The 11709-nt window shown below is 70.5% G+C and carries 13 protein-coding genes; 5 read left to right on the top strand and 8 right to left on the bottom strand.

Features of this window, described 5'->3' with window-relative positions; translation table 11 throughout:
- Positions 1-79: 79 nt before the first annotated feature.
- On the top strand, positions 80-481 hold the full coding sequence (locus BXA11_RS36905; protein ID WP_231514131.1) for a hypothetical protein: 402 nt from the start codon (positions 80-82) through the stop codon (positions 479-481).
- A 170-nt stretch (positions 482-651) separates the two neighbouring features.
- Here the strand turns inward: BXA11_RS36905 and BXA11_RS36900 are convergent, their stop codons facing one another.
- The 3 genes from BXA11_RS36900 to sodN all read right to left on the bottom strand — a co-directional run bounded on the left by BXA11_RS36900 (position 652) and on the right by sodN (position 2492).
- Positions 652-1452 (bottom strand): RNA polymerase sigma factor SigF, encoded by an 801-nt coding sequence (locus BXA11_RS36900; RefSeq protein ID WP_030511447.1) that lies wholly within the window; start codon positions 1450-1452, stop codon positions 652-654.
- Positions 1452-1877 carry an ATP-binding protein gene (locus BXA11_RS36895; RefSeq protein ID WP_030511448.1) on the bottom strand — a complete coding sequence of 142 codons (426 nt, stop codon included), beginning with the start codon at positions 1875-1877 and terminating at the stop codon, positions 1452-1454. Before BXA11_RS36895 ends, BXA11_RS36900 begins: the two co-directional genes overlap by 1 nt.
- 213 nt (positions 1878-2090) lie before the next feature.
- On the bottom strand, positions 2091-2492 hold the full coding sequence (gene sodN / locus BXA11_RS36890; protein WP_030511449.1) for a superoxide dismutase, Ni: 402 nt from the start codon (positions 2490-2492) through the stop codon (positions 2091-2093).
- Between the two features lie 84 nt (positions 2493-2576).
- Here sodN and BXA11_RS36885 point away from each other — a divergent pair, with 84 nt between their 5' ends.
- Positions 2577-2891, top strand: coding sequence for a S24 family peptidase (locus tag BXA11_RS36885; protein ID WP_239105287.1), 315 nt, complete (start codon positions 2577-2579; stop codon positions 2889-2891).
- Positions 2892-2931: 40 nt separating this feature from the next.
- Here BXA11_RS36885 and BXA11_RS36880 read toward each other — a convergent pair whose 3' ends face one another.
- Positions 2932-3459 carry a CGNR zinc finger domain-containing protein gene (locus BXA11_RS36880; RefSeq protein WP_030511451.1) on the bottom strand — a complete coding sequence of 176 codons (528 nt, stop codon included), beginning with the start codon at positions 3457-3459 and terminating at the stop codon, positions 2932-2934.
- 295 nt (positions 3460-3754) lie between these two features.
- On the opposite strand from BXA11_RS36880, the gene BXA11_RS36875 reads away from it, so the two are divergent.
- Positions 3755-4918 (top strand): NAD(P)-dependent malic enzyme, encoded by a 1164-nt coding sequence (locus BXA11_RS36875; RefSeq protein WP_239105288.1) that lies wholly within the window; start codon positions 3755-3757, stop codon positions 4916-4918.
- A 255-nt stretch (positions 4919-5173) separates the two neighbouring features.
- Positions 5174-6595: an NsdA family TPR-like regulatory protein gene (locus BXA11_RS36870; protein WP_051762495.1), complete on the top strand. Its 1422-nt coding sequence runs from the start codon at positions 5174-5176 to the stop codon at positions 6593-6595.
- Positions 6596-6615: 20 nt separating this feature from the next.
- On the opposite strand, the gene BXA11_RS36865 is transcribed toward BXA11_RS36870, so the two are convergent.
- From BXA11_RS36865 to BXA11_RS36850, 4 genes are all read right to left on the bottom strand, one after another.
- Entirely contained in the window at positions 6616-7734 is a 1119-nt protein-coding gene (locus BXA11_RS36865) for a trypsin-like serine peptidase (RefSeq protein WP_076442169.1), read from the bottom strand.
- A gap of 186 nt (positions 7735-7920) precedes the next feature.
- Entirely contained in the window at positions 7921-8205 is a 285-nt protein-coding gene (locus BXA11_RS36860; protein ID WP_143734732.1) for a hypothetical protein, read from the bottom strand.
- Positions 8206-8273: 68 nt separating this feature from the next.
- The gene (locus BXA11_RS36855) at positions 8274-9455 is read right to left on the bottom strand and encodes a trypsin-like serine peptidase (RefSeq protein ID WP_076442165.1); all 1182 of its coding nucleotides are present in this window, start codon (positions 9453-9455) and stop codon (positions 8274-8276) included.
- Positions 9456-9744: 289 nt separating this feature from the next.
- The gene (locus BXA11_RS36850; RefSeq protein WP_076442163.1) at positions 9745-10890 is read right to left on the bottom strand and encodes a trypsin-like serine peptidase; all 1146 of its coding nucleotides are present in this window, start codon (positions 10888-10890) and stop codon (positions 9745-9747) included.
- Positions 10891-11101: 211 nt separating this feature from the next.
- Here BXA11_RS36850 and BXA11_RS36845 point away from each other — a divergent pair, with 211 nt between their 5' ends.
- The gene (locus BXA11_RS36845; RefSeq protein ID WP_076442160.1) at positions 11102-11596 is read left to right on the top strand and encodes an SSI family serine proteinase inhibitor; all 495 of its coding nucleotides are present in this window, start codon (positions 11102-11104) and stop codon (positions 11594-11596) included.
- Positions 11597-11709 lie beyond the last annotated feature (113 nt).

Below are 11709 nucleotides of genomic sequence, written 5' to 3'. Positions count from 1 at the left end.
TTTACCGCTCGCGCCGAGTGATGCCTCTCCGGTGCCTCCCCCACGGGGGCGCGGGTGTCTGCGGGTAGGGTTGGGCGGTGTGATCAGCAGTTCCGTCGGCCGCCCCGCCACGCTGACCGTGGCCGCCGCCGTTCTGGCCGCGGAAGGCCTGCTCGCCCTCGCCTTGGGCGGATATGTCGGCGTCGAGACCGTGATCGGCAAACCCACCGACCTGGTCACCAGCATCGCGGTGGCCGGATTCGGCGTGCTCGGCGGAGCTCTGCTGCTCTGGGTGGCCTGGGGCGTGTGGCAGGTGCTGCGCTGGAGCCGGGGCCCGGCCGTGGTGACGCAGATATTCGCGCTTCCGGTGGCGATCAGCCTCATCCAGTCCGCGCAGTACGGGTTCGGCGTCCCTCTCATCACCGCGGCGGCGATCGCCCTGGTCGCGCTGCTCGCGCCGGCCTCCACCCACGCCCTCATGGGCGAAGACGGTGCACGCTGAGCGGACGGCGGGCAGGCACTGACCCGACACCGGGCAGGCACGCGGCCGATAGCGGGCCGACACCGGGCAAGCCGCGGGACAGCCACCGGTCACTGACCGGGCGCCGCCGGGGGGAGCACGGCGTCGCGGTCGTCCGTCTCTGATCTATCCAGGCCGCCCGGGCCGGACGATCAGTCTTCGGCGGTGAGGCCCTCGCGGAGCTGGGCCAGCGTCCGGGCGAGCAGCCGGGACACGTGCATCTGTGAGATCCCCAGCTCGGTCGCGATCTGCGACTGCGTCATGTTGCCGAAGAAACGCAGCAGCAGGATCCGCTTCTCACGCGGCGGCAGGCGCTCGAGCAGCGGCTTGAGCGACTCCCGATACTCCACGCCCTCCAGCGACTCGTCCACGATGCCGAGCGAGTCGGACACGGCGGGAGCGTCGTCGTCGCCGGAGTCCGGCGCGTCGAGCGACACGGTGGAGTAGGCGTTGGCCGACTCCAGGCCCTCCAGGACCTCCTCCTCGCTCATGCCCAGGTGGACGGCGAGCTCGGCGACCGTGGGCGCCCGGCTCTCCCGCTGCGAGAGTTCGCTTATCGCCTTGGTGAGCGAGAGCTTCAGCTCCTGCAGCCGGCGCGGCACGCGGACCGCCCAGCCCTTGTCGCGGAAGTGCCGTTTGATCTCGCCGACGATGGTCGGGGTGGCGTACGTGGAGAACTCCACGCCGCGTGCGAGGTCGAAGCGGTCGATCGACTTGATCAGCCCGATCGTGGCGACCTGCGTGAGATCGTCGAGCCACTCGCCCCGGTTGCGGAAGCGGCGGGCCAGGTACTCCACCAGTGGCAGGTGGAGCTCGACCAGCTCGTCGCGGATGCGCTGGCGCCTCGGGTCGTCCGGCGGGAGCTCCGACAGCTCGGCGAAGAGTGTGCGCGCGCGTACGCGGTCCGGCACCGCCGAGTCGCCGGAGGTCATCGCACTCGTCCTTTCCGTCATCACGACGGCCTCGCCGGGCTCCGGCGCTTACGCAGCACGATCGCCAGGTGGTCCGCGTGATCGGAGATGGCGTCCACGTCGTCGGCCAGCGCGGTCAGCACCATCCAGGCGAAGTCCTCCCGGTTGGGCGAGCTCACGCCGAGCGTGTTGACCTCGACGCGGACCGTCATCTCCTGGCCCGTGAGCTCGAACTCCGCGAGGAGGTCCGTTCCGGGCACGGCGTGCCGCAGCAACATGGCGCACGCCTCGTCGACGGCGATACGCAGGTCCTCGATCTGATCGAGGGTGAAGTCGAGCCGCGCGGCGAGCCCGGCGGTCGCCGTGCGCAGCACGGACAGGTAGGCGCTCACGGCGGGCAGCCGGACACTCACAGCATCGCGAATCCCGGTCAGATCCACCGCAGGCGTCTCGGTTTCCTCGGTCACGTTCCTCCTCGCCCCTTCAGCCGGCTGAGTGCCGCTGACTGCAACTTACCGCCACTCGCGCGGTGCTGCCCCGGCTGGACGCGCTGATTGTGGCGATCCTTGGAGGTAACTGCACGTAAATTCCGTACTACCGAATATGGAGTTTGTATGGGCCTTGAGATGATCTGGCCCCGCGCGACCGTGGAGGCCGTGCGGGGCCCGAGATTCCGCGGCTCAGGCGGCCTTGGTCTCCCAGAAGATCTTGGCGATCTCGTCGATCTTCGCGAGGAGGTCGTCGGCCAGCGAGGGGTCCACGGTGCCCTTGGCGCCGGCGGCGCCGGCGAGCTTCGTGGCGTCCCAGAAGAGCTGGTGAAGCTGGGGGTACTGCTCCAGGTGCGGGGGCTTGAAGTAGTCGGTCCACAGCACCCACAGGTGATGCTTGACCAGCTCGGCCCGCTGTTCCTTGATGATCAGCGCGCGGGTCCTGAAGACCGGGTCGTCGTTGTCGGCGTACTTCTTAATGATCGCCTTCACCGACTCGGCCTCGATGCGGGCCTGCGCCGGGTCGTAGACCCCGCACGGCAGGTCGCAGTGGGCGGACGCCTCGTGCCTGGGTCGCAGCAGTCGTGCGAGCATCGGAATCCTTCCTTAGGAATGCTGGTGACAGCACTGTTCCAGGACCGACCTTACTCGTCTCGAAATCACTGTGCGGAGGGGGATGTGCTCACCGCGGTGTGTGTCTCCGGCGACTCGATGCTGCCCGCGCTGCGGCCGGGAGACTGGCTGCTGGTGCGGCTCGGAGCCCCCGTCCGCCCGGGCGACGTGGTGGTCGCCAGGCGGCCGCATGGCCTGATCGTCAAGCGGGCCTTCCGGCTCACCGGCGACGGCTGGTGGCTGGAGAGCGACAACCAGTCGGCCCCCGGGCGCCGCGACAGCTGGGACTTCGGCGCCGTGCCCGAGGAGGACGTCGTCGGCAGGGTGGTGCTGCGTTACTGGCCCCGGCCCGCGCTGCGCTTCCCCGCGCCCGCCCCCTGATCGCCCCCTGATCGCCCACTGACCGGGCAGGGACGCCCGGTCAGGCGCCTCGCTTGCGCGCCCGGTAGGCGGCCACGTTGGCCCGGCTGGCGCACCGCTCGGAGCAGTAGCGGCGCGACCGGTTGGAGGAGGTGTCGAGATAGGCGTTGCGGCACGGCGCCGCCTGGCAGACGCCGAGCCGGTCCACGCCGAGCCGGGTCACCACGCTGGCCAGGCCCATGACCGACCCGACCGCGAGGGCGTCGGCGACCCGGCCGCCCTCGGTCAGGTGCAGGTGCCAGGGCTGCCCGTCGTGCCCCGAGATCTGCGGATGCACGGGATGGCGGACCAGCAACCCGTTGAGCCGCTCGACCACGTCCGCGTCGTCGCCCTCGGCGGCGGACGTGAAGACCTCCGCGAGTTCGTCGCGCAACTCGCACAGCGCGTCGATGTCACGGCGGGTGAGGCGGGCGGCCGCCTCCGTGCGGCCCGTCTCCTCCAGCAGGGCTCGCAGGGAGAAGGGGTTTTTGAGCTCGTCGCCCATGTTGACCAGCTGAACGGCCAGCTCGGCGTAAGACGTCAAGTCCACTGGGGCGCCCAAATACGTAAGAGATCACTGGCAAAGCCGAGTATTACACGCCCGATGGCCTGGGGGAACACCTGAACGTACAACGATATGTGACCCGATCGGGCAGGGGCGCTTGTCACTTCGTGTGGCACAATCAGGGAACGGGTGACCCCCGTACCCCCCTCAAGAGACGACCGTCAACGACGACGGCCTCCGGCGGCTACCGAAGCCTGGGCTCTCGTTCTCTTGACGGCGTCTACCGAAGGAATCTCGTCCTTTCGACACTGGGGTCGCTGTGACCGTAACACCTGTTTCCTTGGAATCTCTCGACCTGGATCCCGCTTTCGCGCTGCACCGCGGCGGCAAGCTGGAGGTCCGCTCGACCGTCCCGGTCCGCGACGCCGACGACCTGTCGCTCGCGTACACGCCGGGAGTCGCCCGCGTCTGCACCGCCATCGCTGATAACCCGGACCTGGTCAACGACTACACCTGGGTCTCCAATGTCGTGGCCGTGGTCTCCGACGGCACCGCCGTCCTGGGGCTCGGGGACATCGGGCCGGCGGCGGCCATGCCCGTGATGGAGGGCAAGGCCCTGCTGTTCAAGCAGTTCGCCGGCGTCGACGCCGTGCCGATCTGCATCGACTGCACCGACGTGGACGCGATCGTCGAGACCGTGGCCAGGCTCGCGCCGTCGTTCGGCGGCATCAACCTGGAGGACATCAGCGCCCCCCGCTGCTTCGAGGTGGAGGAGCGCCTGCGGGCGCTTCTCGACATCCCCGTCTTCCACGACGACCAGCACGGGACCGCGATCGTGGTCCTCGCCGCGCTGCGCAACGCGGCCCGCCTCACCGGGCGGTCCCTCGGCGACCTGCGCGCGGTGGTGGCCGGCGCCGGCGCCTCCGGCGTCGCCGTCTCGCGGATGCTGCTGAACGCCGGGATCGGCGACATCGCGGTCTCCGACTCCAAGGGCGTCATCCACGCCGGCCGCGAGGACCTGAACCCGGTCAAGCGGGCGCTGGCCCGCGACACCAACAAGGCGGGCCTGTCCGGCTCGACCGAGCAGGCGCTCGCCGGCGCCGACGTGTTCGTCGGCCTGTCCGGGTCGACGGTCTCGGAGCAGGCCATCGCGGCGATGTCGCCGGACTCGATCGTGTTCGCGCTGTCCAACCCCACCCCTGAGGTGGATCCCGCGGTGGCGGGCAGGCACGCCCGCGTGGTCGCCACCGGCCGGTCCGACTATCCCAACCAGATCAACAACGTGCTGGCCTTCCCCGGGGTCTTCCGCGGCGCGCTCGACGTCCGCGCCACGACGATCACCGAGAACATGAAGGTGGCGGCGGCGGACGCGCTGGCGGCCGTGGTCGGGGACGGTCTCACCGAGAGCTACGTCATCCCCTCGCCGTTCGACACCCGGGTCGCGCCCGCCGTGATCGCCGCGGTGGCGCGGCAGGCCCGGCAGGACGGCGTCGCCCGCAAGTAGCCGTCCCGAGGCGGACACGGATGCAGGCACGGACGTAGGAACGGACGCAGGAACGGACCAGGCACGGACCAGGCACGGACCCCGAGGGGCCGCGCACCGCGTGACAGGCGCGGTGCGCGGCCCCTCGTCTTTCCTCGTCAGCGCCCATGCCAGGGCCGTCAAACATTTGGGAATCCCTTTAGGTCCTCACGGTTAGTGCTATAAAGAAAGCTCTCCGTAACCAACTCGGCTATTGCCTGTCCCGGTTGGAGAGCAATGCGATGTGACCCCAACCGCCTCCTCCAGCAGCACCTCACCGAAGCCGGACTGTCCCGCAAGGGCCTGGCCCGGCGGCTCAACGGTCTCGGCTCGGCCCGGGGCCTGCTGGGGATGCGGTACGACCACGGCTCCGTGCTGCGCTGGATCGGCGGGCGCCGCCCGCGCGAACCGGTTCCCGGCCTGCTGGCCGAGATCTTCTCGCTGCGGCTGGGGCGGCAGGTGTCCAGGGAGGACATCGGGATGCCGCGCGGAACGGTCCCCGCCGATCTGGGACAGGAGTTCCCCCATTCGTGGGAGGAGGGTGTGGCAAGCGTGACAGCACTGTGGAGGGCCGACGTCGAGCGGCGGAGGTTCCTGCTCGACTCCACCTTCGCCCTGGGAGCGGGTTCGGCGGGCATGTTCCGCTGGCTGGCGGCGCCCGGCGGGGAGCGGCTCTCCGCGAACGGGCCGCGCCGGGTCGGGCCCTCTGACGTGGCCGCGATCCGTGAGGTCACCCGATCGTTCAGCGAGCTGGACAACCGGTTCGGCGGCGGCAGCATCCGCGGTCCGGTCGTGCGTTACCTGCACACCGCCGTGACGCCGCTGCTGCGCGAGGGCGCGTACGGCGAGGCCACCGGGCGATCGCTGGCGACCGCGGCGGCCGAGCTGACCCGGCTGGCCGGATGGATGGCCTACGACCTGGAGCAGCACGGGCTGGCCCAGCGCTATCTGATCCAGGCGCTCGGCCTGGCGCGCGGCGCGGGCGACCACGCCCTGTGCGGCGAGATCCTGGCCGGGATGAGCCATCAGGCCGTCTACATCGGGCATTCGCGGCACGCGCTGGAGCTGGCCAGGGCGGCCGTCGCGGCGGCCCGGCGCTCGGGGGTCGGCACGCTGCTGGCCGAGGCCCGGGTGCTGGAGGCGCACGCCCTGGCCCTGCTCGGGGAGCGCACGGCGTGCGGCGGCGCGCTGCACGAGGCGGAGGTCGCCTTCGACCGGCGCAGACCGCAGAACGAGCCCGGCTGGATCGGCTACTTCGACGAGGCCTACCTGGCCGCGAAGTCGGCCCACTGCCTGCGCGACCTCGGCGACGGGGCGCGGGCCGTACGGCAGGCCCGGCGCTCGCTGGTGATGGACGGGCGCTATGTGCGCGGCAAGATGTTCAACCTCTCGCTGCTCGCGACGGCGCTCATCCAGGAGGGCGAGCTGGAGGAGGCCTGCCAGGCGGCGTCGTCGGCCCTCGACCTGGCCGAGGGCATCCAGTCGGCGCGGACCCGGACGTACGTGGCCGACATGTGCCGCAGGTTCGCGCCGCACGCCGCGGAGCCGCGGGTGGCGGAGTTGCTGGAGCGCGGCCGGGGCCGCGCGAGGGACGGAGAAGGCGCGACCAGGCAGAGCACGACCAGGCAGGGAGCGAGCAGGCCGGCGGTCGTCGTCTGAGCGGACGCCGACCGGCGTCCTCAGCCGGCGCGCCGGGCCGTGTTGTAGACCTGGAACAGCTCCCCGTCGAAGTACGGCGACAGGCCGGTCCCCGGGCCGGACAGACCGATCGTCAGGCCGTTCAGATATCCGAGACCGCGGACGCCGCGGTAGGCGGCCAGCCACGGCGACCCGGAGGCGGCGGTGAAGGCCGAGCGCACGGCGACCAGCTCGTTCGCCCTCCTGGACAGGTCCCGGGCCAGGAAGGGCTTGCCGTACGCACGGGTGAGCCGGGTGCTGCCGCTCGCGTGGCCCTCGGCGGTCCGCATGGGGTAGCCGAAGATGGCGAGCGGCCGGTCGACCGGCAGGTTGTAGGCGAGGCCCTGCCCGCCGACCTTGTCGCCGAGACGCCCCGCCGGCAGCAGCCTGACCCCGGTGTAGCCGGTGGCGGTGTGATACTTCGGCCCGGCGGAGAACGCGGCGTACTGCGCCGCGTCCCGCAGCGTGACGCGTTTGGGCAGCACGCCCGCGTGGACGCTGACGAACGCGTAGTCGCGGTCGAGGTCGCCATATCTGGTGTAGTCGCTGTGGGCGAAGGCCTGTTCGCCGGCGTAGACGCCCCAGGGCGTGCCGCCGCCGGCGAACCCCGGAACGAATACCCAGTAGCGGTAGGGCGTCGGGGCGGACTCTCCTGCGCCCGCGGCCGTGGGCCTCGTGGCGTATACGCAGTGTCCGGCCGTCGCCACGAGGTTGCGGTGATCGGACTGCACCGAGGTGCCCGCGCACCAGTGGGGGAGGCCGTCCGAGCCGACGAAGAAGACCTTGCCCGTCGTCCTCGGGAGGTTGACGTTCCTCGACGGACCGGCGGCCCGCTTGACCCCGGCGGAGGCCGGCACCACGCCCCGTACGCCGCCGGGAGCGCTGCCCTCGGCCGGGAGGGGAGTGGCGTCGATCCCGGCCGGCGCGGAGACGGGGGTGGCCGCCGCGAGCAGGCGTCCGCCGTCGCCGAGCCAGTAGGAGATCACCTCCGCCGCCTTCGCGTCGGTGACGAGGGGCGTGGTCACGGTGATCTCGTAGGCGTGAGCGGGCACCGCCGTCCCGCTGACGAGCAACGCGGCCGTCGCCGCCGCACCCCACAGCGGGGGGAGGATGCGCTTCAACCGGATCTCCTTGCTGTGGAACGTCTCCCTCGCCCGATGGCGCCCTCGGGAGTGCGGTGTGAACGGGCTGCGAAGGAAGATACAGCGACGGGGATCAAGTCGGGAAAACAACGCGGAAGGAGCGCGGTTCGTCCCGGAACGCCGAAGTGCCCCGCCGCGGCGCGACGGGGCACTTCTTGGGGGTGCTCAGGCCTGTGACGTGAGACCCGGGGCCTCCTGGGCGAAGGTGATGACGATGTCCCGGCCGTTGGCGTAGCTGACCACCGGCCGCCGCAGCGTCTCACCCGCCCTGCGGGCGACCGCCTGCCACAGGTCCGTCATCTCCGGGCTGTCCGCGGTGATCCTGAACCGTCCCTGCGTGGTGAGGTGTTCGACGACGAGCTGCGAGAAGGCGATCTCACCGCGCGCCCTTTCCTCCGCGTTCAGGGGGGTGCGCCGGACGGCGGGCTGCGTGCCGGAAGGGTGGGTCATCCTGATCTCCTCGTGATCGCCGTCCACCCAGCATGCCACTCGCGGACCGGCGCCGTGATGCCCGCGACTCAGGCGATGGAGCCGGACCAGTTGCCGGCGGCGGCCTTGTAGACGCCGTAGGTCTCGCCGTCGAAGTACGGGGAGACGCTGGTGTCGATCCGCTTGTTGCCGTCGGTGTCCGAGACGCCGCTGGTGACGCCGTTGAGGTAGCCGAGCCGCTTGGCGCTGCTGTACCGCAGCAGCCACGACGAGCCCGAGGAGCCCTCACCGGTGAAGGACGACTTGACGCCCACGAGCTCCTCGCCCTTGACCGCGGGGGCCTTGGCGGCGAAGGTCTTGCCGTACGACCACTTGAGGGTCTGGCCGGTGAAGGCGTGGTTGCCGTCCGGGTGCGACCCGCTCGGGTAGCCGAACACGTAGACCGAGCTGCCGACCTTCTGGTTGTAGGCCAGGCCCTGCGCGCCGACGTTGCTCTCAAGCCGGCCGGCGTCGGTGAACTTGACGACGTAGTACTTGCCGCCCTTGCTCTTGCGCAGGAAGCGGTCGTGGCCGGTGTAGGTCTTCTTGTCGACCTGCTTCCAGCTCCACTCGGCGACGTTGCGCAGGTCGCCGCCGCGCCCCGCCTTGATGCCGTTGTAGACGGTCACGAAGGCGTAGTCGCGGTCGCCGTCCTCGTAGACGTCGAAGTCGTAGTGGGTGTAGGCCGTCTTGCCGACGTAGATGCCCCACGGCGCCTTGCCCTGGTAGTAGCCGGGGATGAACACCCAGCGGTCCATGGTGGCCCGGTTCGTCTTGGTGTCGTAGACGCAGTGCCCGGCCGTGGCGACCAGGTTGCCGTACTTCGAGTGCACGGAGGTCGCGCTGCACCAGTGCGGCCTGCCGTCGCCGCCGCGGAAGAAGACCTTGCCGGTGGTGCGCGGCAGGTTCACGTTCTTCAGGCTGCCGGCGGACTTCCCGCCGCCGGCGGCGGAGACGGTGCCGGGCTTGCTGTCGGCGGACGGCCCGCCGGTGGAGATGTGCTTGGCGCTGACCTGGCTCTCGTACCCGTACGGGGTGGCGTGGACCAGGTTGGAGGCCTTCTGGTTGAGCCAGTAGGCGATGACGTTCTTCGCGGCGAGGCCGCTGCCGGCCAGGGTGTCGTGAGCCGTGTCACCGGCGGCCTGAGCCGGCGCCGCCATCGTGGCCCCGACGAGGCCGGCGACGGCCACGCCCCCGATGGGGAGGATAAGGCGCTTGACTCGCGTGTTCATGAATCTCCAGGTGCTGTCGTGGCACGCCACATGCGTCCCACCCGTCAGTAAAGGGCTAGTAAAGACAGTACCTCTCGCCTTTATCCGTGTTTTACGCGTTTTCCGGCACATCGCTCACGTGACTTTTCCGTGATCCTCGACAGCGCTTGTCAGGAGCTGAGGCGTGCGGGGCGATCGGCGCAGGTCCCCTCGGACGCCGTCCGTGTCAAATCGAGCACGCGGCGCAGTCGAGAAGAGCGTTGCTGTGTGATGCAAATCACACACAGAGGTTCGCCGGGTGTGAAGAAGGTCAGCCCGTGCCCTGCTTGCTCGCCTGGGCGTACACCCGCTTGGTCAGCTGGTTGAAGTAGGGCGTGGAGACGGCGTCGAGGCGTCCGCCGCCGCTGAGGTTCCAGGTCAGGCTGGTGATGCCGCTGAGGTAGCCGGTCCGCGTGGCGGCGTTGTAGCCGGTCACCCACGGGCCGCCGCTGGCGCCGGCGGTGAACGGGCAGCCCGGCAGCCGCACCCCGTGCTCGAGCTGCCAGGTCGGCGCGCTGACGAACTTCTTCTCGGTGGTGCCGTCGCAGGACTTCACCGCCTGTCCCGAGTACGGGCGGCTGCCGTCGGGATTGGCGCCCGCCGGGTAGCCGAAGACGTACGTCGCTCGTCCGAGCGGCTTGCCGGAGGCGAAACGGAAGGCGCCGACCTTGTCCTCCAGCCGGCCCACGTCGACGGAGCGGTACTTGAGCCTGCCGCTCTCCACGTACGGCTGCCAGGAGAAGCCCCGGTGCACGGTCACGAAGGCGTAGTCGCGGTCGAAGTCGCCCTGGCCGGCGAAGTCCTCCTGCATGTAGAGCGTGTGGCCGACGAAGATGCCGGAAGGGGCGACGCCGTCGTGGTAGCCGGGGACGAAGACCCAGTTCTGCACCGGCTTGTCCTGCGACAGCGCGTACGCGCAGTGCCCCGCGGTGGCGACGAGGTTGCGGTGGGCGGAGTGCACCGCGGAGGCGGAGCACCAGTACTCCTTGTCACCGACCTTGAAGAACACCTTGCCCACCATCGGCGGGGTGGCCACGGGCGGGGGCGTCGCGGCCCGCGGAGCCCCCGTGCGGGTCTTCGCGTCTCCGGGGCCCACCTCCACCGCGGAGGTCGTGCTCCTGGTCGAGGGGGACGGTTTCGTGCTCGGCACGTAGCTGCTCGCCTGCTTGAGCCGCTCGGGGCTCCAGTAGGCCGCCACCCGCTGCTCGTCCGCCTGGCTGGAAGCGAGGGGGAAGGCGCTGACCCCGTTCTTGTTGACGCCGGTGTTCTTGTTGACGCCGGTCACCGCGGAGACCGGCGTCGTGGCCGCGTGGGCCACGGCGGTCGCGGGAACGGCCGGTTCCTGACTCCACATCACGGCGACCGCACTCGCGGCGGCGACGACGCCGGCCGCGGCGAGTGTGAGCTTCCTGGTCACCGTGAGCCTCTCGGGGCGGAGATATGGTCAGTAAGGGGTGATTTTTCCAGATCCATACGGTTGTGGCACACCTTCTTGTCCAGCTCGTTATGAATCGAGCGGAACCGATGTGATCTGTGGTACGCCATGTTTCCGGTGAGGTCCGGAGTGGACGCTTGCCCCGGAGGCCTCCCGTGAGAACGCTGGTCACCAGCGGAAACGGGGGGATCGCATGAAACCGCTGCTTGTCCTACTGGCCGGTGCGGCGCTGGCCGCCGGCCCCTCTGCCTCAGCGTGGGCCCAGCCGGGCGTGTCCGGCGCCGGGGCGACGTCGGCCCCGGCGCGGGCGGACACCCTGCCGGCTCCACCGCCGCCCGAGGTCGCCCTGCGGGCGTCGCAGCCGTCGGTCGCCTCCCGGGTGCGGGCGGTGATCCTGACCGTCGCGAACGGCGAGAAGGCGGAGCCGCCGGCGCGGTCGGCGTTCCTGAACTGCTCTCCGGTGGGCGGCTCGCACCCTTCGGCGGAGAAGGCGTGCGCGTGGCTGAACAGGGCGGGCGTCGACCCGAGCGCTCTACGGGTGAACGCGGCCGAGCCCTGCACGATGATCTACGCACCTGTCACGGTCACCGCCAGCGGCATATGGGACGGGAAGTACTTCCAGTTCGGGCGCACCTTCGGCAACGACTGTGAGCTGAAATCGGCCGCCGGGGCGCTGTTCGACTTCTGACGATGCCAGTCGACCGCACGCGGCGTACAGGGAACGTAAAGGTGCGCAGGGGAGCCGTGACACGAGGGGGCCCGGCGGGACGTCCCGCCGGGCCCCCTGCCTGACCGAATGGC

Source organism: Microbispora rosea, from assembly GCF_900156315.1.
Lineage (GTDB): Bacteria > Actinomycetota > Actinomycetes > Streptosporangiales > Streptosporangiaceae > Microbispora > Microbispora rosea.
This window is presented reverse-complemented; position numbering and strand designations above follow the sequence as displayed.